Annotated in this window: 18 protein-coding genes; 6 read left to right on the top strand and 12 right to left on the bottom strand. The window is 52.6% G+C overall.

Annotated elements, in window-relative coordinates:
* Window positions 1-100 precede the first annotated feature (100 nt).
* The 3 genes from mazG to rlmD all read right to left on the bottom strand — a co-directional run bounded on the left by mazG (window position 101) and on the right by rlmD (window position 4,630).
* Window positions 101-892, bottom strand: coding sequence for a nucleoside triphosphate pyrophosphohydrolase (mazG, locus tag IB196_RS04530; RefSeq protein WP_005130914.1), 792 nt, complete (start codon window positions 890-892; stop codon window positions 101-103).
* A 104-nt stretch (window positions 893-996) separates the two neighbouring features.
* On the bottom strand, window positions 997-3,231 hold the full coding sequence (gene relA, locus IB196_RS04525) for a GTP diphosphokinase (RefSeq protein ID WP_005130916.1): 2,235 nt from the start codon (window positions 3,229-3,231) through the stop codon (window positions 997-999).
* Window positions 3,232-3,331: 100 nt separating this feature from the next.
* The gene (gene rlmD / locus IB196_RS04520; protein ID WP_149692204.1) at window positions 3,332-4,630 is read right to left on the bottom strand and encodes a 23S rRNA (uracil(1939)-C(5))-methyltransferase RlmD; all 1,299 of its coding nucleotides are present in this window, start codon (window positions 4,628-4,630) and stop codon (window positions 3,332-3,334) included.
* Window positions 4,631-4,687: 57 nt separating this feature from the next.
* On the opposite strand from rlmD, the gene barA reads away from it, so the two are divergent.
* Window positions 4,688-7,444: a two-component sensor histidine kinase BarA gene (gene barA / locus IB196_RS04515; RefSeq protein ID WP_188232171.1), complete on the top strand. Its 2,757-nt coding sequence runs from the start codon at window positions 4,688-4,690 to the stop codon at window positions 7,442-7,444.
* A 128-nt stretch (window positions 7,445-7,572) separates the two neighbouring features.
* Here the strand turns inward: barA and IB196_RS04510 are convergent, their stop codons facing one another.
* The 8 genes from IB196_RS04510 to syd form a co-directional block, all read right to left on the bottom strand.
* Complete coding sequence (locus IB196_RS04510; RefSeq protein WP_005130920.1) at window positions 7,573-8,715, bottom strand: glycerate kinase; 1,143 nt, start codon at window positions 8,713-8,715, stop codon at window positions 7,573-7,575.
* Window positions 8,716-8,793: 78 nt separating this feature from the next.
* On the bottom strand, window positions 8,794-10,134 hold the full coding sequence (gene gudD, locus IB196_RS04505; protein WP_040232200.1) for a glucarate dehydratase: 1,341 nt from the start codon (window positions 10,132-10,134) through the stop codon (window positions 8,794-8,796).
* A 20-nt stretch (window positions 10,135-10,154) separates the two neighbouring features.
* Window positions 10,155-11,495, bottom strand: a complete 1,341-nt coding sequence (locus IB196_RS04500; protein WP_188232185.1) for an enolase C-terminal domain-like protein — start codon at window positions 11,493-11,495, stop codon at window positions 10,155-10,157.
* 2 nt (window positions 11,496-11,497) lie between these two features.
* Window positions 11,498-12,850 carry a galactarate/glucarate/glycerate transporter GudP gene (gudP, locus tag IB196_RS04495; RefSeq protein WP_040232198.1) on the bottom strand — a complete coding sequence of 451 codons (1,353 nt, stop codon included), beginning with the start codon at window positions 12,848-12,850 and terminating at the stop codon, window positions 11,498-11,500.
* A gap of 352 nt (window positions 12,851-13,202) precedes the next feature.
* On the bottom strand, window positions 13,203-13,652 hold the full coding sequence (locus tag IB196_RS04490; protein ID WP_003034096.1) for a flavodoxin: 450 nt from the start codon (window positions 13,650-13,652) through the stop codon (window positions 13,203-13,205).
* A 19-nt stretch (window positions 13,653-13,671) separates the two neighbouring features.
* Window positions 13,672-14,454, bottom strand: coding sequence for a tRNA pseudouridine(65) synthase TruC (truC, locus tag IB196_RS04485; RefSeq protein ID WP_040232197.1), 783 nt, complete (start codon window positions 14,452-14,454; stop codon window positions 13,672-13,674).
* Window positions 14,454-14,783, bottom strand: coding sequence for a YqcC family protein (locus IB196_RS04480; protein WP_149692202.1), 330 nt, complete (start codon window positions 14,781-14,783; stop codon window positions 14,454-14,456). Before IB196_RS04480 ends, truC begins: the two co-directional genes overlap by 1 nt.
* A 633-nt stretch (window positions 14,784-15,416) precedes the next feature.
* Window positions 15,417-15,962 (bottom strand): SecY-interacting protein, encoded by a 546-nt coding sequence (syd, locus tag IB196_RS04475; protein ID WP_005130939.1) that lies wholly within the window; start codon window positions 15,960-15,962, stop codon window positions 15,417-15,419.
* 68 nt (window positions 15,963-16,030) lie between these two features.
* Between syd and queF the strand changes: the two genes are divergently transcribed.
* The 5 genes from queF to xni all read left to right on the top strand — a co-directional run bounded on the left by queF (window position 16,031) and on the right by xni (window position 22,554).
* Window positions 16,031-16,879 carry an NADPH-dependent 7-cyano-7-deazaguanine reductase QueF gene (gene queF / locus IB196_RS04470; protein WP_188232170.1) on the top strand — a complete coding sequence of 283 codons (849 nt, stop codon included), beginning with the start codon at window positions 16,031-16,033 and terminating at the stop codon, window positions 16,877-16,879.
* A 113-nt stretch (window positions 16,880-16,992) separates the two neighbouring features.
* Window positions 16,993-18,357, top strand: coding sequence for a nucleotide 5'-monophosphate nucleosidase PpnN (ppnN, locus tag IB196_RS04465; RefSeq protein WP_005130941.1), 1,365 nt, complete (start codon window positions 16,993-16,995; stop codon window positions 18,355-18,357).
* Between the two features lie 560 nt (window positions 18,358-18,917).
* Entirely contained in the window at window positions 18,918-20,207 is a 1,290-nt protein-coding gene (locus IB196_RS04460) for an HAAAP family serine/threonine permease (protein ID WP_005130942.1), read from the top strand.
* A 53-nt stretch (window positions 20,208-20,260) separates the two neighbouring features.
* The gene (locus IB196_RS04455; protein ID WP_005130943.1) at window positions 20,261-21,628 is read left to right on the top strand and encodes an L-serine ammonia-lyase; all 1,368 of its coding nucleotides are present in this window, start codon (window positions 20,261-20,263) and stop codon (window positions 21,626-21,628) included.
* Window positions 21,629-21,798: 170 nt separating this feature from the next.
* On the top strand, window positions 21,799-22,554 hold the full coding sequence (gene xni / locus IB196_RS04450) for a flap endonuclease Xni (protein ID WP_149692201.1): 756 nt from the start codon (window positions 21,799-21,801) through the stop codon (window positions 22,552-22,554).
* Window positions 22,555-22,630: 76 nt separating this feature from the next.
* Here xni and fucO read toward each other — a convergent pair whose 3' ends face one another.
* A complete protein-coding gene (fucO, locus tag IB196_RS04445; protein WP_048213086.1) occupies window positions 22,631-23,779 on the bottom strand; it encodes a lactaldehyde reductase in 1,149 nt (382 codons plus the stop codon).
* Window positions 23,780-23,790: the final 11 nt, after the last annotated feature.

Here is a 23,790-nt window from a genome sequence, read left to right as displayed (position 1 = left end):
GGAGTGAGAAAATAGCCCCTTTGGGGTAAATGTTTTTGACGTAAATCAAGCGCTTGTTATTTAAAAAATCACACAAATCGCCCTTGACCGACGAAATCCCTTAGAGATCAATTTCCTGTCGTTTTACCTGTTGCCAGACTTCTTCCATTGTTTCCAGATCAACACCAGTCATTTCCAGGCCTCGGGCTGCCACAATTCGCTCAACCTCACGAAAACGGCGCTCGAATTTTTCATTCGCTTTCTGCAATGCCGTCTCTGCTTTTGTCCCTAAATGACGGGCCATATTGACCGTGGCAAACAGCAGATCGCCCATTTCCTCCTCCAGTTTAGCCTGATCAACGACAGCCTGCTTCGCCTCGAACATGACTTCGTCAATCTCTTCATAAACTTTGTCGACAACCGGTCCTAATGTCTTCCAGTCAAAACCAACATTGGAGCAACGTTTCTGGATTTTCTGAGCGCGCATTAGCGCCGGTAAACTACGGGGAATATCGTCCAGCGCGGAATGTTGTGACTTCTCGGCACGTTCTTCGGTTTTGATTTGTTCCCAGCGGGTTAGCACTTCGCGACTAGTGCTGGCAGAAACATCTGCAAATACATGCGGATGCCGACGTTCGAGCTTATCGCTAATCGCGGCGCAGATGTCATTAAAATCGAAGCGCCCTTCTTCCTGCGCCATCTGGGCGTAAAACACCACCTGGAACAACAGATCGCCCAGCTCTCCACGCAGGTCATCGAAGTCTTCACGCGCAATCGCGTCCAGCACTTCATAGGTTTCTTCGAGGGTGTAAGGAGCAATAGTGGTGAAAGTCTGCTCTTTATCCCACGGACAGCCGTTTTCCGGGTCGCGCAGGCGCTGCATAATACCGAGCAGCCGATCGATTTGATTCATTGGATTGTCCTGAAAAAAACAGGCCCGATGAACGGAGCGCCATCGGGCAAATAATAATGCCTGATGGCGACGCAAACGCGTCTTATCAGGCCTACAAATTGTCGTTAATTACCGTGCAAGCGACGCGCGTCGATCACATCCGGCACCTGGTTCAGTTTGCCGAGCACGCGCCCGAGCACCTGTAAGTTGTAAATTTCGATGGTCATATCGATGGTGGCAAGCTGCTGTTTGGTATCGCTACGGCTGGCAACGCCCAGCACGTTTACCTTCTCGTTGGCGAGAATGGTGGTGATATCACGTAATAAACCGCTACGATCGTTCGCCTGGACGCGAACCACCAGCGAATATCCTGCCGAGTAGCTTTCGCCCCAAACCGCGTCAACAATACGCTCCGGTGCATGCGAGCGTAGTTCATTCAGCTGTTCACAATCCGCCCGGTGCACGGAAATGCCGCGTCCCTGAGTGATAAACCCGACAATTTCATCACCTGGAATCGGCTGGCAGCAACGCGCGATGTGGTGCATCAGGTTACCCACCCCTTCTACCACCACGCGACCATCGTCTTTACGGCGACTCTGCGGAGCCTGCGTTTTCTGCTGAAGTTGTTTCAGCGCAGCGGCATCCTGTTCAGCTGCGCTGGGTTTATTAAACTGCGCTTGCAGGAAGTTGACCATCTGGTTGAGGCGGATGTCGCCGCCGCCGATCGCCGCCAGCAGCTCTTCCAGCTCATTAAAGCTGTAACGCGGAAGCAGGTGTTTTTCAGCCTCTTTCAGGCTAATACCCAGGTGCGCCAGTTCATCATCGAGGATCTGACGACCAGCCAGAATATTCTTGTCCCGGTCTTGTTTACGGAACCAGGCGTGGATCTTCGAGCGCCCCCGGCTGGTCGTCACGTAGCCCAGGTTAGGGTTCAACCAGTCGCGGCTTGGGTTTGGCTGTTTCTGAGTGATGATTTCAATTTGATCGCCCATCTGCAGCTGATAGGTAAACGGTACGATGCGCCCGCCAATTTTCGCGCCAATGCAACGATGCCCCACATCACTGTGGATGTGATAAGCAAAATCGAGCGGCGTTGAGCCCGCCGGTAAGTCCACAACATCGCCTTTTGGCGTAAAGACGTAAACTCTGTCATCAAAGACCTGGCTACGCACTTCATCCAGCATTTCACCGGAATCCGCCATCTCTTCCTGCCAGGCGATCAGCTTACGCAGCCACGCAATGCGATCTTCATGGCCAGAACGCGCCGCGCCTGAAGCAGTGCCTTCTTTGTACTTCCAGTGTGCCGCGACGCCCAGTTCGGCATCTTCGTGCATCTGTTTGGTACGGATCTGAATTTCAATGGTTTTCCCGCCCGGCCCCAGCACAACCGTATGGATTGACTGGTAGCCGTTGGGTTTCGGGTTCGCGACGTAGTCATCAAACTCATCCGGCAGATGGCGATAGTGAGTATGTACTATTCCGAGCGCGGCATAGCAGTCCTGTAAACGCTCTGCCACGATACGCACTGCGCGCACATCGAACAGTTCATCGAAGGCCAACTGCTTTTTCTGCATTTTGCGCCAGATGCTGTAGATATGCTTCGGACGTCCGTAAACTTCGGCTTTGACGCCTTCCGTTTTCATCTCTGAGCGCAAATGACCGACGAATTCATCAATATAATGTTCCCTGTCGATACGACGTTCATGCAGCAGCTTGGCAATACGTTTGTATTCAGCCGGGTGCAGGTAACGGAAGCAGTAATCTTCCAGCTCCCATTTTAACTGCCCAATTCCCAACCGGTTGGCCAGCGGGGCATAGATATTGGTGCACTCTTTTGCTGCCAGTACGCGTTCATCTTCCGGCGCGTCTTTCACTTCTCGCAGATGGGCAATACGTTCCGCCAGCTTGATGACCACACAGCGGAAGTCGTCGACCATTGCCAGCAGCATGCGACGAACGTTATCAACCTGCTCGGAAGAGACGGAGTCGGTATGCGTGGCTTTTAGCTGGCGTATTGCCGCCATATCACGCACACCATGGATAAGGTTAACGATTGACGTGCCTACGCTCTCGCGCAGGATGTCTTCACTCACCACATTGGCATCCGCCAGAGGGAACAGCATCGCCGCTCGTAGCGTGTCGATATCCATACTCAGCATGGAGAGTATTTCCACCATTTCGACGCCACGCCACAGCAGCAGATCCGCATCCGGATGACCCTGTGTCTGCTGCAGGCAATACGCCCAGGTTTCGGCTAAGCGTTCACACGACTGCTGGCTGGAGATCCCAAGACTCGCGATCCATTTCTTTGGATCAAACTCACCAGCTTTATTTATATGTGCACTTCTTACCGCAACCATCGTCCTCTCCTTAAGGGGCATGGCCTGTCGAAGTCGACAAGCCGTACCCATTGTCTTTCACGCTGCGTTACAACCCGAAATCCAATGGGTATAAAATTCATTACAAACGCTCAAACAGGGCCATCGATTCCAGATGTCCAGTGTGCGGGAACATATCGAGCATCGCCAGTCGCCGAACGGTATATCCTGCATTGAGTAACGCTTCGCTGTCACGAGCCAGCGTAGCAGGATTACAGGATACATAAACAACGCGCCCAGGGTTTAACTTTATAATATGTTGCATCACTCCGGCAGCCCCCGCACGCGCAGGATCGAGCAATACTTTGTCAAATCCGTTTTTTGCCCATGGTTGTTTAGTGACATCTTCTTCAAGGTTTTCATGAAAGAATGTCACATTGTGTAGTCCGTTATTCCGCGCATTTTCCCGGCCTTTTTCCACCAGCGCAGGGACACCTTCAACTCCCACAACGCTCGCTGCTCGTACGGCTAACGGCAACGTAAAATTCCCCATACCACAGAACAAATCGAGCACCCGGTCCTCTGGCTGCACATCCAGCCATTCCAGCGCACAGGAAACCATTTTTTGGTTTACCCCTTCATTGACCTGGATAAAATCACGCGGGCTGAAGGTTAAACGTAGTCCATTTGAATCATACCAGGGCGATTCTTCTGAATTTGATTCCAGTATCTCGCTTTGCGGAGCCAGAAACAAAGACAGTCCCTGAGAATGCGAAAAGCGTTCCAGTTTTTCTTTATCCGCGGCACTCAGTGGTGCAGTGTGGCGCAAAATCATCAGAGTTCCACTTCCAGCCTGCACCAATTCGACATGCCCCAAGTGACGCAACCCCTGCAGACTCTGCAGGCATGCCCGAATTTCAGGCAGCAACGCCTCAAGTTGGGGCACCAAAATAGGGCATTGTTTTACATCGATAATGTCGCTGGAGCCGGACTTGCGAAATCCGATCTGCAATTGCTGCTCTTTCGAGCGATAGTTCAGACTTAAACGCGCGCGGCGTCGATAACCCCACAGGGTATCGGCGATAACTTCTGTCACCTCACATTTCATTAAACGCGATAACGCTGCACTTTTGCTACGCTGCTGCAACGAGATGCTGGCGTGCTGCTGTTGACAGCCACCACAGACCCCAAAATGTGGACAACGTGGCACTTCACGTTCCGAGCTGTCGTTTAAACGACGTTTGACTTGCGCACGGGCAAACTGTTTTTTATCTTCAGTTATCACCACTTCTGCGCTTTCCTGAGGCAGCAATTCCGGTATAAACAGGGCTTTCCCGTTATGACGAGCAACGCCCTGACCAAAAGAATCAAGGTCATTGACGGTAACGGTTATGATCTGACGCGTCGTCACGCGTCGTTTTGCAGAGTAGAATTGCGCCATCGACGAGATATTTCTCTATTTAACAGTGTGACCCTAATTGTCCCATAACGGAACTCCATGACCAACTACAGCCTGCGCGCACGCATGATGATTCTGATCCTGGCCCCGACCGTCCTGATAGGTTTGCTGCTCAGTATCTTTTTTGTTGTGCATCGCTATAACGACTTGCAGCGTCAACTGGAAGATGCTGGTGCCAGCATCATCGAGCCACTCGCGGTTTCCAGCGAATACGGCATGAACTTGCAAAACCGGGAATCCATCGGCCAGCTTATCAGCGTGTTGCATCGTCGCCATTCCGATATTGTGCGGGCAATTTCCGTCTATGACGAAAATAACCGACTGTTCGTCACCTCCAACTTTCATCTTGATCCGTCAGAGATGCAATTGGCTACCGGATCGCCGTTTCCGCGAAAGCTGAGCGTAACCCGGCACGGGGATATCATGATCCTGCGTACCCCTATTATATCGGAAAACTATTCACCGGATGAATCTGCCGTTAGCGATGCCAAAAACGCCAAAAATATGTTGGGGTATGTGGCGCTTGAGTTGGATCTCAAGTCCGTGCGATTACAGCAGTACAAAGAGATCTTTATCTCCAGCGTCATGATGCTGTTTTGTATTGGCATTGCGTTAATTTTCGGCTGGCGTCTGATGCGTGACGTGACCGGACCAATTCGCAACATGGTGAATACCGTTGACCGAATACGTAGAGGTCAGCTCGATAGCCGCGTGGAAGGTTTCATGTTGGGCGAACTGGATATGCTGAAGAATGGCATCAACTCGATGGCAATGTCTCTCGCCGCCTACCATGAAGAGATGCAGCACAATATCGATCAGGCGACGTCAGATCTGCGCGAAACGCTGGAGCAAATGGAGATCCAAAACGTTGAGCTGGATCTGGCAAAGAAACGCGCTCAGGAAGCTGCTCGTATTAAATCAGAGTTCCTGGCGAACATGTCTCACGAGCTACGTACACCGCTAAACGGTGTCATTGGCTTTACACGCCTGACACTGAAAACCGAGTTAAATACCACCCAGCGCGATCACCTGAATACGATTGAACGCTCTGCCAACAACCTGCTCGCTATCATCAATGATGTGCTCGACTTCTCTAAACTGGAAGCGGGTAAACTGATTCTGGAAAGCATACCGTTCCCACTGCGCAGCACACTGGATGACGTCGTAACGCTGTTAGCGCACTCCTCCCATGACAAAGGGCTGGAGCTAACACTGAATATTAAAAATGACGTTCCGGACAATGTGATTGGCGATCCGCTACGCCTGCAACAGGTCATTACCAACCTGGTCGGCAATGCCATCAAATTTACCGAGAGCGGCAATATCGACATTCTGGTTGAAAAACGCGCGCTCAGTAACACCAAAGTCCAGATTGAAGTTCAAATCCGCGATACCGGTATTGGTATCCCAGAACGCGATCAGTCACGTCTGTTCCAGGCTTTCCGTCAGGCTGATGCCAGCATTTCGCGCCGTCACGGTGGTACCGGACTTGGCCTTGTGATCACACAAAAACTGGTCAATGAAATGGGTGGGGATATCTCGTTCCATAGCCAACCAAATCGCGGTTCCACTTTCTGGTTCCATATCAGTCTTGATCTCAATCCTAATGTTATCAGCGATCGTTCAACCACCCGCTGTCTGGCCGGTAAACGACTGGCTTACGTTGAACCAAATGCTACCGCCGCGCAATGCACGTTAGATATCTTGAGTGAAACGCCGCTGGAGGTGATTTACAGTCCGTCATTCTCTGCATTACCGGCTGAACACTACGATATCCTGCTACTTGGTGTACCCGTTACTTTCCACGAGCCACTCACCATGCAGCATGAACGTCTGGCAAGCGCAGCCGCGATGACCGATTTCCTGTTGCTGGCGCTGCCTTGCCATGCGCAGATTAACGCTGAAAAATTAAAACAAGGCGGCGCGGCGGCATGTCTGTTAAAACCGCTCACCTCAACCCGATTGCTGCCTGCGTTAACCGAATATTGCCACCTGAACCAGGGGGCAGAACTCCAGTTGCCAGATGAAAGCAAGATTGCGATGACCGTGATGGCGGTGGACGACAACCCGGCGAACCTGAAGCTTATCGGCGCATTGCTTGAAGATAAGGTTCAGCACGTCGAGCTGTGCGACAGCGGGCAGCAGGCGATGGACAGAGCCAAACAAATGCAGTTTGATCTGATCCTGATGGATATTCAGATGCCAGACATGGACGGTATTCGTGCCTGCGAACTGATCCATCAGCTTCCACACCAGCAGCAGACACCGGTTATTGCGGTAACGGCGCATGCCATGGCAGGGCAAAAAGAGAAGTTACTCAGCGCCGGAATGAATGACTACCTGGCTAAGCCAATTGAAGAAGATAAATTGCACAGTTTGCTGTTGCGCTATAAGCCCGGTACCGGCACATCAGCCCGGACTATCGTGCCGGCCCCCCCTGAACCCGTGATCAACCCGAATACGACCCTCGACTGGCAGCTGGCGTTGAGACAGGCTGCCGGTAAAAACGATCTGGCACGAGATATGCTGAAAATGCTGATCGATTTCTTGCCGGAAGTGCGCAACAAAATCGAAGAACAACTGGTGGGTGAAAACCCTGAAGGGTTGGTGGATTTGATTCATAAACTACACGGCAGCTGCGGTTACAGCGGGGTTCCCCGCATGAAAAACCTGTGTCAGCTTATTGAACAGCAGTTACGTAACGGGACCAAAGAAGAAGAGCTGGAACCAGAGTTTTTAGAGCTTCTTGATGAGATGGACAACGTCGGGCGGGAAGCGAAACGGATATTGGGGTGATATTCGCCGAATGCGGCGTAAACGCCTTATCCGGCCTACAAGTTTTGCTGTTTATCGTAGGTCCGACAGGCGTCGCGCCATCGGGCACATCGCCAGAGGCGGCGTAAGCGCCTTCTCCGACCTACAACTCAGCGTAATTGCTGCCCTGCTTTAAGCGTTGCGGCCACGTTTCGTGCCGTCATCCGCACATTTTCACTCGCATTATCCAGCGCCTCATCCAGCGTGCAAATGGTATAAATCACACTAAAAACAGCATCAATTCCATGCTCATGCACCACACCAACATCTGGCGTCAGGCTGCCTGCAATACCAATGACGGGCTTATTATATCGCTTTGCAACGTTCGCTACGCCTACCGGGACTTTGCCATGGATCGTCTGACTGTCAATACGCCCTTCCCCGGTCACAACCAGATCTGCATCCGCAACGCAGTCGTCGAGGTGTAACGCATCCGTCACGATCTCGATACCACGGCGTAGCTGCGCGCCGCAAAACGCATACAGTGCAGCCCCCATGCCTCCGGCAGCGCCTCCACCGGCCAGATCCAGCACGTTAATGTCCAGATCGCGGGCAATCAGTTGCGCATAGTGCGTCAGCGCATTATCCAGACGGGTAATCATTTCTGGCGTTGCCCCTTTTTGTGGACCAAATACTGCAGAAGCGCCCTCTTTACCGGTCAGCGGATTCGTGACATCGCAGGCCACTTCGATACGACAGGTGGCAAGGCGTTTATCTAACGCTGAAATATCTATCCTGGTGAGCGCTTCCAGACCGATCCCGCCTTGCGCAATCTGGTTATTCTGCGCATCCAGCAATTTGGCGCCCAGTGCCTGCACCATACCGGCGCCACCATCATTAGTCGCGCTACCGCCAATCCCGATGATGATGTGTTCTACACCCGCATTCAGCGCATGGCGAATCAACTCTCCGGTCCCCCATGAGGTGGTTTTCAGCGGGTCGCGTAACCCTGCCGGAACCCGCTCTAACCCACTGGCGGCCGCCATCTCGATAAACGCTGAGCGCTCATCTCCCGATAACCCATAAAATGCCTGTACCTTACTTCCCAGGGGACCCGTAACATCAACATGCACAAGGTGGCCCGCCGTAGCGGCAACCATCGCCTCGACCGTTCCTTCACCACCATCAGCGACCGGTATCTTTACGTAATCCGCATCAGGCCAGATCTCACGAAAACCCTGCTCAATGGCAGTTGCCACCTCAAGCGCACTCAAACTCTCTTTATAAGAATCCGGTGCAATTACTATTTTCATAAGCCGTCCTTACGCATGTTGATTCTGTTAATCATACACCTGGAGATGTGCCGGTTCCTGTCAGAACCGGCATAACGCTTAGCGCACCATGCATGGGCGTTTATTATCGAAGGTCCAGTTCGGGATCAGGTACTGCATTCCCATCGCGTCATCACGCGCTCCCAGGCCATGTTGCTGGTACAGCTCGTGTGCTTTCATCACCTGGTCCATATCCAGTTCTACACCCAAACCCGGCTTCGCTGGTACCTGTACCATGCCGCCTTTAATATCGAACGGTTCTTTGGTCAGGCGTTGGTTACCTTCCTGCCAGATCCAGTGGGTATCAATGGCCGTAATTTTACCCGGCGCCGCCGCCGCCACATGAGTGAACATCGCCAGCGAAATATCAAAGTGATTGTTAGAGTGTGAACCCCAGGTGAGGCCAAACTCATGACACATCTGCGCCACGCGAACAGACCCCTGCATGGTCCAGAAATGCGGGTCAGCCAGCGGAATATCCACAGACTGCAATGACAGCGTGTGCCCCATCTGACGCCAGTCGGTAGCGATCATATTGGTCGCCGTCGGCAGGCCAGTAGCGCGGCGGAATTCCGCCATCACTTCACGCCCAGAGAAACCCTGCTCCGCACCACACGGATCTTCAGCATAAGCCAGCGATCCTTTCAGATACTTACCGATCTTGATCGCTTCATTCAACGACCATGCACCATTGGGATCGAGCGTTACGCGAGCCTGCGGGAAACGCTTCGCCAACGCGACGATAGATTCCGCTTCCTCTTCCCCTGCCAGCACGCCACCTTTCAGTTTAAAGTCGTTAAAGCCATATTTCTCATACGCAGCTTCAGCCAGGCGCACAACCGCATCCGGCGTCATCGCCTCTTCATGACGCAGACGATACCAGTCGCACTTCTCATCCGGCTGACTCTGATACGGCAGCGGCGTCGCTTTACGGTTGCCAACGAAGAACAGATACCCCAACATTTCCACTTCGCTACGCTGCTGTCCATCACCCAGCAGAGAGGCGACGTTTACGCCCAGATGCTGACCTAACAGATCCAACATGGCCGCTTCGATCCCAGTAACCACATGAATAGTGGTACGTAAATCAAAGGTCTGCAAACCGCGACCGCCCGCATCACGATCGGCAAAAGTATTGCGTACCGCATTCAGCACGTTTTTGTATTCACCTAACGTTTTGCCTACCACCAGCGGGATCGCATCTTCCAGCGTTTTGCGGATTTTTTCTCCGCCGGGAATTTCACCCACGCCGGTATGACCGGAATTATCTTTAATAATCACAATATTGCGCGTGAAGAACGGAGCATGTGCACCGCTCAGGTTCATCAGCATGCTGTCATGACCCGCAACCGGAATAACCTGCATAGAGGTAACCAATGGGGTAGAAAATTGTGCGCTCATAATTAAGTCCTTATCCAAAATTAGTGGCGGCCGAAAACGGGACGTTTACGGTCAAAAGTCCATCCGGGGATCAGATACTGCATCGGTACTGCGTCATTACGCGCACCGCCGGGCAATGCCTTATAGGCTTCATGCGCTTTCTGCACCTGATCCCAGTCCAGTTCCACACCCAGACCGGGTGCATCTGGAACCGCAATTTTCCCGTTCTTAATCTCCAGCGGATTTTTGGTCAGACGGCAATCGCCCTCCTGCCAAATCCAGTGCGTATCGATGGCCGTCGGATTGCCCGGCGCTGCCGCACCGACGTGAGTAAACATTGCCAGCGAAATATCAAAGTGGTTATTGGAATGGCATCCCCAGGTCAGGCCCCAGTCATCGCACAACTGTGCCACGCGCACCGCGCCGGAAAGCGTCCAGAAGTGCGGATCGGCCAGCGGAATATCGACCGCATTCAGCATTACCGCGTGGCCCATTTCACGCCAGTTGGTGGCTATCATGTTGGTTGCTACCGGTAGACCGGTTGCACGGCGGAACTCGGCCATCACTTCGCGGCCAGAAAAACCCTGTTCAGCGCCGCATGGATCTTCGGCGTAGGTCAGAACATCGTTCAGCCCTTTACACAGGGAGATGGCTTCATCCAGCAACCAGGCACCGTTAGGATCCACCGTAATACGTGCATCCGGGAAGCATGCTTTCAGCGCACGGACGGTTTCAATTTCTTGCTCACCCGGCAGCACACCGCCCTTCAGTTTGAAATCTTTAAAGCCATAACGATCCTGTGACGCCTGCGCCAGACGCACCACCGCGTCGCTGGTCATCGCTTGCTGGTGACGCAGGTGATACCACTCATGGTTTCCCGGCGTACTTTCCAGATACGGCAAATCGGTTTTGCTGCGATCGCCTACGTAGAACAGATAGCCGAGTACGGTGACAGCATCGCGCTGCTTGCCCGGCCCTAACAGTTCACAGGCCGGTACGTTGAGCGCCTTACCCAGCAGGTCGAGCAGCGCAGCTTCCAGCGCCGCCACCGCATTGACGCGCAGTTCAAATGTCCAGGCGCCTTTGCCAAAGGTGTCAAAATCAGCGGCCTGGTTGCCTTTATGCACCTGCTGAACCACTTTATTCAGGCGCGCGACCTCCTGACCCAATACCATCGGGATAGCGTCAACCAGCGTCTGATAAATCACTTCACCGCCCGGCGCTTCACCGACGCCGGTATTGCCGGCGTTATCGGTAAGAACCACAATATTGCGGGTGAAATATGCATTGTGCGCACCGCCAATATTGAGCAGCATGCTGTCATGACCGGCCACCGGGATGACCTTCATGTCGGTAATAACGGGACTCGATTGTGTTGTCATCATTATTGTCCTGCGACAGGTTTCAGTTCGATACGTTTAATATCACCGACCAGCACCAGATAGCTCACCACCGCAATCAGCGCATGTACACCTACGTAAATCAACGCGCCGTTAAACGAGCCGGTGGTCCCTACGATGTAGCCGATAGCAATTGGCGTCACGATGCCGGAGATGTTGCCGAACATATTGAACAGACCGCCGCTCAAACCACTGATCTCTTTCGGCGCGGTATCGGCCATCACGGCCCAACCCAGGGCACCTATACCTTTACCGAAGAAGGCCAGCGCCATAAAACCGATGATCATCCACTCCACGTTGACGTAGTTACAGAACACCATCACCATCGACAACAGCATGCCCATGACGATCGGCGTTTTACGGGCGATATTCAGCGAACCGGTACGACGCATCAGCCAGTCGGAAATAATGCCGCCGAGCACACCGCCTGCGAATCCGCAAATGGCCGGGACCGAAGCGACAAACCCCGCTTTCAGAATCGACATACCGCGCGCCTGTACCAGATAGACCGGGAACCAGGTGATAAAGAAGTAGGTCAGCGCGTTAATACAGTACTGGCCGATGTAGATACCGATCATCATGCGGGAACCCAACAACTGTTTGATTTGTCCCCATTTCACGCTGAACGGAACTTTAGCTTTAGCTGCTGCCTGATCCATGTTGATCAGTGCGCCACCTTCGGCAATGTAGTCCAGCTCTTTTTGGTTGACGCCCGGATGCTGGTTCGGTTCGTGAATCACTTTCAGCCAGACAAAGCTGATGATGATCCCGAGTCCACCCATAAAGAAGAACACGTGCGACCAGCCCACTTCGTGGGTCAGCCAGCCCATGATTGGCGCGAAGATAACGGTGGCAAAGTACTGCGCAGAGTTAAAGATTGCGACCGCCGTGCCCCTCTCCTGTGCCGGGAACCATGCCGCAACTATCCGACTATTGCCGGGGAAGGAAGGTGCTTCAGCTAAACCGACAAGGAAGCGCAGGGTAAACAGCGCAACGATAATGCCGAAGCCGCTAAAGATATCGACGAAGCCCTGCAGCAGGGTAAACATGGACCAGATAAAGATGGACCAGAAATAAACACGTTTTGAACCGAAGCGGTCGAGCAACCAGCCGCCAGGGATCTGACCGATAACATAGGCCCATGAGAATGCGGAGAAGACGTACCCCATCCCGACGGCATCAAGGCCAATGTCTTTGGCCATCTCTGAGCCGGCAATGGATAAAGTGGCGCGGTCGCCGTAGTTGAAGGATGTGACGATAAACAACATCACCACTATCCAGTAGCGAGCGTTAGTGCGTTTTTCCGCGCTGCTCGCCGCCTGACTTAATGAACTCATTGTTGCACTCCTGAATCTTGGCTGTCGCCAGTTCATTCTGTACAGCACCTGTAGGGTGATCAGAATGAGAGGTTAGTGTGTGGCAGTTTTGGTACAGCTCAGGGCCGTTTTATTCTGACTCGCTGCCTTTTCGGGAACTGACGGGAAAAGTATATGAAGGAGTGGCTCTTACCCTCACCGTGCAAAAACACAACATTGCGAGGGGTGAATAAGGTTGTTTATGGCATAAGCCTAAGGGAATGGAAGATGCTTCACGAAATTGGCGTTTGAGGGGGTTTTATTGCCGGGCGGCGGCTTCGCCTGACCCGGCCTACGGTTCAAATGGGGGTTGTATGCCCGTGCGGGGGAGAGGTTATTTCAGCAAGGTTCCCCAGTTTTCTACCCAGGGGTTGGATTCGCTTTCCGGTTCAGGATGTTCGCTGGCGTCAATCAGCAACATTTCACCCACGCGCTGCGCGCTTTGCTCCTGTAACAGCGCATCAAACTGTTTGCCACCATTGCAGAAATTAACGTAGCTGCTGTCGCCCAGCGCAATTACCCCATAATGCAGATTTGGCTGGAAACCGAGATTATCTTTGATCCCCTGAAACAGCGGCACGATGCTATCGGGCAGATCGCCCTGCCCGGTCGTTGAGGTCACCACCAGGACATATTTGTCCTGATATGCCTGCCAGTCGCTGAGCTCGGGATCTTCAAACACCGTGGCTTTATGACCTTGTGCCGTCAAAATAGCCTCCGCCTCTTCAGCAACCAGCAGCGCGTTTCCATACATTGTGCCGACAAAAATTCCAATTTCCGCCATAACCGTAATCTCCTGGGACTTAAGAATCTATCTGCTCATCCTGACCTGACCGCTCGACGAACTCAACCCTTTCATTCTCAGGGAGAAGTCCACGCCAGCCAAATTGTGACAATGCTTGCATCCAGACGTCATCCAGCCCGGCGCGAATTACCAGCGGCTCACCGGTGAACGGATGCGTCAGCTCAAGCTGGCTGGCATGAAGCATTAATCGCTGACAGCCAAAATGCTCTGCGGCGCTGCGGTTTTGTCGCAAATCACCGTGCTTACTATCGCCAATAATCGGATGACGCAAATGCGCCAGGTGACGTCTGAGCTGATGTTTACGGCCGGTTTTAGGATCCAGCTCCACCAGCCCGTAACGGGTGGTTGGATAGCGACCGGTTGCCACGGGCATTTCTACCGTAGCCAGCCCGCGATAGTGGGTTACCGCAGGCTGTGGACCTTTGTCGTCACGGGCAAATTTATCGGCAATCTTGTCCAGCTCTTCCACCAACGGATAATCCAGCACGGCATCATCCATCAGCCAGCCACGCACAATCGCATGATAGCGTTTTTGGATTTGATGCTGCTCAAACTGCTGTGCCAGCCGTCGTCCGGCCTCGCTGGACAGTCCCATCAACAGCACACCGGAGGTCGGTCTGTCGAGTCGGTGGGCGGTAAAAACGTGCTGACCAATCTGGTCGCGCACCGTTTGCATTACCACCACTTTCTCATCGCGGTCGAGCCAGCTACGATGAACCAGCCAGCCCGAAGGTTTGTTGACTGCAACCAGCCATTGGTCTTGATAGAGAATTTCCAGCATCAGGCGTCATCACGGGTAAATAGCGCATCCAGATCCTGCAATGCAATCAGGATCACATCGCGCTGTGGATGATCGGCTGCCAGCGCCATTTCATAATATGGCGCAATAGCGAACGCTTCTGGAAGTGGCTGCGCATTATCAAGCAACGCATGCATGCGGGGAATCAACACCCACTGCAGCCATTCAACCGGTTCCATGGTATCCATACAAAAAGGCTGCGTGCTGGAAAACAGATGCGCTTCTGGCTCATCCATCCGCCAGTGATTATGTTCACGCAGCAGTGCTTCAAGCGCATGCAACTGCTCGCGCACACGGTCATGAGTCGTCATGAAATTAACCTCAATGATGAAAAATCTGGCGCGAAGAATAGCACCAGTAGAAAGGAAATAAAAAAAGGGAGCACTGTAAAAACAGTGCTCCCGGTTCGTTTCGCAGCATTCCAGCTACTTTTGGTGCTCCCTGCTCATCCGTGACAACTTTTCCTGTGGTCTTGCGACCTCGTTCATCCTGAACATTTGCATCCTGCTCACACCGCCCCCGATGTGAAAACTTCATCCTGAAGTGTCCCTGGCCATCCTGACCCGCCGAACATCCTGACCGGCTCTCGTTCTCCATCCTGGAGGTGTCCTTTAACGCATCCAGCGTTTTCCTCTTTGCTTCATCCTGAAACCTGTCCTTGCAGCACCGTCCTGGTGTGTCCTGCCGAAGCGTCATCATCCTGATGTTCACTTCGTTGTGCGACTCCTTGTCGACAGAGATAGAATCGCCTGTTTCGCATTGTCTTACAAGACACTTACAGACATACCTTAATGATTATTTTCGTATGAAAGTTGAAGATAAAACATTAACTAATTGAATTATAAATAGTTAACATTATATCGACCGATGAAGTCTTTACTGATCACCTGGCAATCTCCTACAGGGTTTGTAAGAGATCTCTCACACACCCAGGGCAAACTGGATTACAGAACAGGCTTAAGTTGAGTAAGAAATTCCGCAAGCGAGGCCGCCAGAACCGTTCGTTTACGGGTTCCCAGCGTTTCCTTGCAGACTTCCCCAGACAAGTTGCACACTGAAATAACATCAAGTTCATTGTCCAGTGTGGCAATAAAAAGCGTTGGAGAGAGCTTAAGGCGTTTTTGCGTAACCAGGTGGCCGATCTGGTTTTCCTGTACGCGTCTGAAGTCATCTTCAGACCAGGTTTGCAGAAGAGTCAGTTTCTCATCCGCAAATTGTGCGTGCATGTCCCCGGCAAACTGGGTGGTATAAAACGCATGAACAGCGGGTTGTACCACAATATCAAAGGCGCGTTCAACCGCGTTTACATTCGGCTCGCCCACAAAAGGCTGCGGTTGCCAGTACACCGCATCGTTCGTGGAGGAGATGATGCACGGAGACGGTACGCCATACAGCTCTTCACTCAGAGGCCAGCTGCCGTTTTTTTCATGCCATGCATCGCAATAACGCGTCGTAAAGGCTGTCAACGCCTGTGCTGTCAATTCGTCCACTGATTTCTCTCTTCACAAAAGCCAGGATACACTTGTCGCATAGTGTATCTGGTTTATGACGGTGAAACATGTCTTCTTATGAAAATCATCGGGCGCTTGACAGCCTGACTCTCGGAAAATCAACGGATTACCGGGATATTTACGACGCCAGCCTGCTGCAGGGTGTTCCGCGCAGCCTGAACCGCGACCCGCTGGATCTAAAGGCCGATAATCTGCCTTTTCACGGCGCGGATTTCTGGACGCTGTATGAACTATCATGGCTGAATGCCAACGGCTTACCGCAGGTTGCGGTCGGCCATGTGGAGCTGGATTACACCAGCGTTAATTTGATTGAATCAAAAAGTTTTAAGCTGTATCTGAACAGTTTTAATCAGACGCGTTTTGACTCATGGGAACACGTCCGTCAGACGCTGGAACACGATCTACGCGCCTGCGCGCAAGGTGATGTCAGCGTAGCGCTTTATCGTCTTGACGAACAGGAAGGGCAGCCGATAGCCCACTTCAATGGCACCTGTATCGACAATCAGGATATCGTCATTGATAACTACCAGTTCAGCACCGACTATCTGGAAAACGCCGTGAGCGGCGACAAAGCAGTAGAAGAGACACTGGTCAGCCATCTGCTGAAATCCAACTGCCTGATCACCCACCAGCCTGACTGGGGTTCCATACAAATTCAGTATCGCGGTCGCAAAATCGACAGGGAAAAGTTGCTGCGCTATCTGGTCTCCTTCCGCCACCACAATGAATTTCACGAGCAGTGTGTGGAACGCATTTTCAATGACCTACTGCGTTTCTGTCAGCCGGAGAAACTGAGCGTATACGCACGCTATACGCGGCGCGGCGGCCTCGATATCAACCCATGGCGCACCAACACAGATTTCACCCCCGCAACAGGCAGACTGGTGCGTCAGTAATCTTTTTTCTCAATTTTGCGTGTCGGATTCCGCGCGCAAGGTTGTGAAAGGTCATAAGCCAGGGCTATTGTAATCAGTAGAGGATGATATCTCTCGTCCCGTAAGGAGTTTACTTGATTACACATATTAGCCCGCTTGGCTCAATGGACATGTTGTCGCAGCTGGAAGTCGATATGCTTAAACGCACGGCCAGCAGCGACCTGTATCAACTGTTTCGTAACTGTTCGCTTGCCGTTCTGAACTCCGGCAGTTTGACAGACAACAGCAAAGAGCTGTTGTCTCGTTTTGAAAGTTTCGACATTAACGTGCTGCGCCGTGAACGCGGTGTGAAGCTGGAACTGATCAACCCACCTGAAGACGCGTTTGTCGATGGGCGCATAATTCGCGCGCTGCAGGCCAACCTGTTTGCCGTACTGCGCGACATTCTTTTCGTCAATGGTCAGATCCATAACGCGGGTCGTTTTCAGCATCTGGATCTCGAAAGCTCGGTTCACATCACCAACCTGGTCTTCTCCATTCTGCGTAACGCCCGGGCACTTCACGTCGGTGAAGCGCCGAACATGGTCGTCTGCTGGGGCGGTCACTCCATCAACGAGAACGAATACTTGTATGCGCGTCGCGTGGGCACTCAGTTAGGTCTGCGTGAACTGAACATCTGCACCGGGTGTGGTCCGGGCGCGATGGAAGCTCCAATGAAAGGCGCCGCGGTCGGCCACGCTCAGCAGCGCTACAAAGACAGCCGCTTTATCGGTATGACCGAGCCGTCAATTATCGCGGCGGAACCACCAAACCCGCTGGTTAACGAACTGATCATCATGCCGGACATTGAAAAACGTCTGGAAGCGTTCGTGCGTATCGCTCACGGCATTATCATCTTCCCGGGCGGCGTAGGGACAGCAGAAGAGCTATTGTATCTGCTGGGTATCCTGATGAATCCGGCGAACAAAGATCAGGTTCTGCCATTGATCCTGACCGGGCCAAAAGAGAGCGCAGATTACTTCCGCGTGCTGGACGAATTTATCGTGCACACGCTGGGAGAAGAGGCGCGCCGTCACTATCGCATTATCATTGACGATGCAGCGGAAGTCGCTCGTCTGATGAAAAAAGCGATGCCGCTGGTGAAAGAGAACCGCCGGGACACCGGTGATGCCTACAGCTTTAACTGGTCAATTCGTATCGCGCCTGATTTGCAGATGCCGTTCGAACCGTCCCACGAAAACATGGCGAATCTGAAACTGTATCCAGACCAGCCTGTTGAAGTGCTGGCTGCAGACCTGCGTCGCGCATTCTCCGGTATTGTCGCGGGGAACGTGAAAGAAGTCGGCATTCGCGCCATTGAAGAGTTTGGCCCGTACAAAATCCACGGCGACCCTGAGATGATGCGCCGCATGGACGATCTCCTGCAGGGCTTTGTTGCACAACATCGTATGAAGTTGCCGGGCACTGCGTATATCCCGTGTTACGAGATCTGCGCATAACCTTCAACACCGGGTAGCTGATGCTACCTCGGTGACAGTTTTGTCCATATCAAAGCCGGATTTGGCACATCAGCCAACCGGCTTTTTTAGTGATACCAGTCACATAGCTCACGCAATAACATAAATATCAATTATCTTTCGTCTGACAAGCCCCGAAACGCAAACGATTACCCTCCAAAGGAAACCGTTATTTATCACCGCAAATTATAATTAGTCACCAGAATTCACTAAAAACAACAGTTTTTATAGCGCAACCCTCGTATCTTCGCGCCCTGCCTTTCATGCCATATGTCGTTAATGTTAGCCTTCACGCCCGTAAATTCGCTTTGACTATTTTTTAACAGATTAATGGTCCAAATTTATCCACATAAAAGGTGGATTATTGCATTTGAGATCGCGATCACTGATACATTCATTACTTAAATGTATCTTTCCGCCCGAAAATTATTACGGCGAAAAATTATATAAAAATCGCTAAACGAATTTCGTTTTACAGTCGGGTATTTTTTCATTGGATTGAACCCAAACCCGACTTTTTAAGCTTCCTCCAGGAGAAACAGATGGAAAACACGCAAACCAGCACTATCGTTACGGGCCAGACCCGCAGCGCATGGCGCAAGACAGACACCATGTGGATGCTGGGCCTTTACGGCACGGCGATTGGCGCAGGTGTATTATTCCTGCCAATTAACGCAGGCGTTGGCGGAATGATCCCGCTGATCATCATGGCCATTCTTGCCTTCCCAATGACCTTCTTTGCTCACCGTGGTCTGACCCGCTTCGTGTTGTCCGGTAAAAATCCGGGTGAAGACATCACTGAAGTTGTAGAAGAGCACTTTGGCGTTGGCGCAGGTAAACTGATTACCCTGCTCTACTTCTTCGCTATCTACCCGATTCTGTTGGTTTACAGCGTAGCAATCACCAATACCGTTGAAAGCTTCCTGACCCACCAGCTGGCGATTACGCCGCCGCCGCGCGCAATTCTGTCTCTGATCCTGATTGTTGGCATGATGACCATCGTGCGTTTCGGCGAGCAGATGATCGTGAAGGCGATGAGCATCCTGGTATTCCCGTTCGTTGCGGCTCTGATGCTGCTGGCGCTGTACCTGATCCCTCAGTGGAGCGGTGCGATTCTGGAAACCCTGTCCTTTGATTCTGCGGCAACCACCGGCAACGGCCTGCTGCTGACCCTGTGGCTGGCAATTCCGGTTATGGTGTTCTCCTTCAACCACTCCCCGATCATCTCCTCCTTCGCCGTGGCGAAGCGTGAAGAGTACGGTGATGAAGCAGAGAAGAAATGCTCCAAGATTCTGGCATTCGCTCACATCATGATGGTACTGACCGTTATGTTCTTCGTCTTCAGCTGCGTATTCAGCCTGACTCCGGCAGATCTGGCTGCAGCGAAAGAGCAGAACATCTCTATCCTGTCTTACCTGGCAAACCACTTTAACGCACCGATTATTGCCTGGATGGCACCGATCATCGCGATTATTGCTATCACCAAATCCTTCCTCGGCCACTACCTGGGCGCGCGTGAAGGTTTCAACGGTATGGTAATTAAGTCTCTGCGTGGCAAAGGCAAGTCCATCGAAATCAATAAACTGAACAAAATCACTGCACTGTTCATGCTGGTAACCACCTGGATTGTGGCGACGCTGAACCCGAGCATCCTCGGTATGATTGAAACCCTGGGTGGCCCGATCATCGCGATGATTCTGTTCCTGATGCCGATGTATGCGATTCAGAAAGTACCGGCAATGCGTAAATACAGCGGCCATATCAGCAACGTGTTCGTTGTGATTATGGGCCTGATCGCTATCTCCGCTATTTTCTACTCTCTGTTCAGTTAATTCCCTTGCGCCGCTCTTCGGGGCGGCGCACCTCGATACACAATGGACGCCTCATGATTAGCGTATTCGATATTTTCAAAATCGGCATTGGCCCTTCCAGCTCCCATACTGTTGGCCCGATGAAAGCAGGCAAACAATTCACGGATGACCTGATTGCACGCGGAATTCTCACTGACGTAACCCGCGTAGTGGTTGATGTCTATGGCTCTCTGTCCCTGACCGGGAAAGGTCACCATACCGACATCGCGATTATTATGGGCCTGGCGGGTAATCTGCCGGATACCGTAGACATTGATGCTATCCCGGCCTTTATCCAGGATGTGAATACTCATGGGCGTTTGCTGCTGGCGGACGGTCAACATGAGGTCGAATTCCCGGTTGATAAGTGCATGAATTTCCATACGGACAATCTGTCCCTGCACGAAAACGGGATGCGTATTACCGCACTGGCGGGCGAAAAAGCCATTTACAGCCAGACGTACTATTCCATCGGCGGTGGATTTATCGTTGATGAAGAACACTTTGGTTTACCGAATAACAATCCGGTAAACGTGCCGTATCCGTATAAATCCGCAGCCGATTTGCAACGACACTGTCAGGAAACCGGCCTGTCACTTTCCGGCCTGATGATGCAGAACGAGCTAGCCCTGCACAGCAAAGAAGAGCTGGAACAGCACTTTGCAAACGTCTGGGAAGTGATGCGTAGTGGAATTGAACGCGGTATCACCACCGAAGGTGTATTGCCGGGCAAACTGCGCGTTCCGCGTCGTGCGGCAGCACTGCGTCGCATGCTGGTTAGCAGTGACAAAACCACGACTGACCCGATGGCAGTTGTAGACTGGATCAACATGTTTGCGCTGGCCGTGAACGAAGAGAACGCTGCCGGTGGACGTGTAGTTACCGCCCCGACGAACGGCGCATGCGGGATTGTTCCTGCAGTGCTGGCGTACTATGACAAGTTTATCCGCGAAGTGAACGCTAACTCACTGGCACGCTATATGCTGGTCGCGAGCGCCATCGGTTCCCTGTACAAGATGAATGCCTCAATTTCGGGTGCTGAAGTCGGCTGCCAGGGTGAAGTCGGCGTGGCGTGTTCTATGGCGGCAGCGGGTCTGGCAGAGCTGCTGGGCGGTAGCCCGACGCAGGTATGTATCGCCGCAGAAATCGGTATGGAACACAACCTGGGTCTGACCTGCGATCCAGTTGCCGGACAAGTTCAGGTTCCGTGCATTGAGCGTAACGCTATTGCATCGGTGAAAGCGGTTAACGCTGCTCGTATGGCGCTGCGCCGTACCAGCGAGCCTCGTGTATGCCTCGATAAAGTCATCGAGACCATGTACGAGACAGGTAAAGATATGAACGCCAAATACCGCGAAACCTCGCGTGGCGGTCTGGCGATGAAGATCGTTACCTGCGATTAATTCTCAGCACATTTTAGGATCTGTAGGCCGGATAAGGCGCTCGCTGCCATCCGGCTTTTATTGCCTGATGGCGCTTCGCTTATCAGACCTACGGATAGCGCTATTTCGCAATGCTCGCCTCCCCCCACTGTGAATGTTACCCTACAGCCTGATTTATCAGGGAGAACACCGTGGCCGTCCATCTGCTCATTGTCGATGCACTCAATCTCATTCGTCGCATTCACGCCGTCCAGGGGTCGCCCTGCGTTGAGACATGCCAGCACGCACTCGATCAGCTGATTGTTCACAGCCAACCCACGCACGCCGTGGCGGTATTCGATGATGAGGCACGTAACAGCGGTTGGCGTCACCAACGGCTGCCTGACTACAAAGCAGGTCGCCCACCGATGCCCGACGAATTGCATCACGAAATGCCCGCCCTACGCGCCGCTTTTGAACAACACGGCGTCTGTTGTTGGGTCTCGAGCGGGAATGAAGCCGATGATTTAGCCGCAACGCTGGCGGTGAAAGTCATCCAGGCGGGACATCAGGCCACCATCGTTTCGACAGATAAAGGTTATTGCCAACTGCTCTCCCCAACATTACGCATTCGCGACTATTTCCAGAAGCGCTGGCTGGACGCGCCGTTCATTGAGAAAGAATTTGGCGTAATGCCTCAGCAGTTGCCAGATTATTGGGGACTGGCCGGGATCAGCAGCTCAAAAGTGCCGGGCGTTGCAGGTATTGGTCCCAAGAGCGCAACACAGCTACTCGTGCAGTTTCAGCATCTGGAAGGGATTTACGCACATCTGGAAGATGTGCCGGAAAAGTGGCGTAAGAAACTCGAAATACATAAAGAGATGGCGTTTCTGTGCCGTGATATCGCGCGGCTGCAAACGGACTTACATATTGACGGAAATCTCCAGCAGCTTCGGCTGGCACGGTAGTCTTATTGCCGGATGGCGCTGCGCCTATCCGGCCTACACATCGTACCCTCCTGTAGGCCGGATAAACGCCAGGTGATTACCAGGCGGTGTGGTACAGCTCGACAATATCGGCAATGCTTGCTTCACGCGGATTACCGCCAGTGCAAACATCGTCAAATGCCGCCTGCGCCAGCGCAGGAATATCTTCCTTACGTACCCCCACATCACGTAAGTGCGGCGGGATCCCCACATCGCGGTTAAGCGCAAACACAGCATCTACCGCGGCCTTACGCGCCTCTTCCAGCGTCAAACCTTCCACTTTCACCCCCATAACCCGGGCGATATCGCGGAATTTCTCTCCGGTGTATTCGGCGTTGTAGTGCATCACGTGCGGTAACAAAATGGCATTGGCGACGCCGTGCGGAGTGTTATAAAAGGCCCCTAGCGGGTGCGCCATCCCATGCACGAGTCCCAGACCGACGTTTGAAAATCCCATCCCGGCAACGTACTGACCAAGCGCCATTGCCTCACCGGACTGGCTGTCACCATTAACAGAGCCGCGCAGCGCCCCGGCAATGATCTCAATGGCTTTGATGTGCAACGCGTCAGTGAGTGCCCACGCCGCCCGCGTAATATAACCTTCAATAGCATGGGTCAACGCATCGACCCCGGTCGCAGCTTTTAACGCGGCAGGCATACCGTCCATCATATCGGCATCAATAAACGCCACCTGCGGGATGTCATGCGGATCGACGCAGACAAATTTACGCCGATTTTCTTCGTCCGTGATCACGTAGTTAATGGTCACTTCCGCCGCCGTCCCTGCCGTCGTAGGGATAGCCATCACCGGTACGCTCGCAGCACGTGTTGGCGATAACCCTTCAAGGCTGCGTACATCGGCAAACTCAGGGTTATTGTGGATAATGCCAATCGCTTTGCAGGTATCCTGTGGGGAGCCGCCGCCTATAGCTATCAGATAATCAGCACCACTTTGCTGAAAGACTCCCAATCCCTCCTTCACCACTGCAATTGTAGGATTTGGGATCACGCCGGAATAGATTTCCCACGGCAAACCGGCGGCATCCATACGGGATGTCACCTTATCGACAACGCCGCACTGTACCAGGTTTGCATCGGTGACAATCAAAGCCTTGCGATAACCCCGACGGATAACCTCATCCGTTAATGCCCCAACAGCTCCCCGGCCAAACCATGCCGTTTCATTCAGAATCATTCTGTTCGCCATCGTATTTCTCC

This window comes from Citrobacter sp. C6_1, from assembly GCF_014596835.2.
GTDB classification, from domain to species: domain Bacteria; phylum Pseudomonadota; class Gammaproteobacteria; order Enterobacterales; family Enterobacteriaceae; genus Citrobacter; species Citrobacter pasteurii.
Note: the sequence above shows the minus strand (reverse complement) of the source record. Positions and strands in the feature narration are given on the sequence as shown.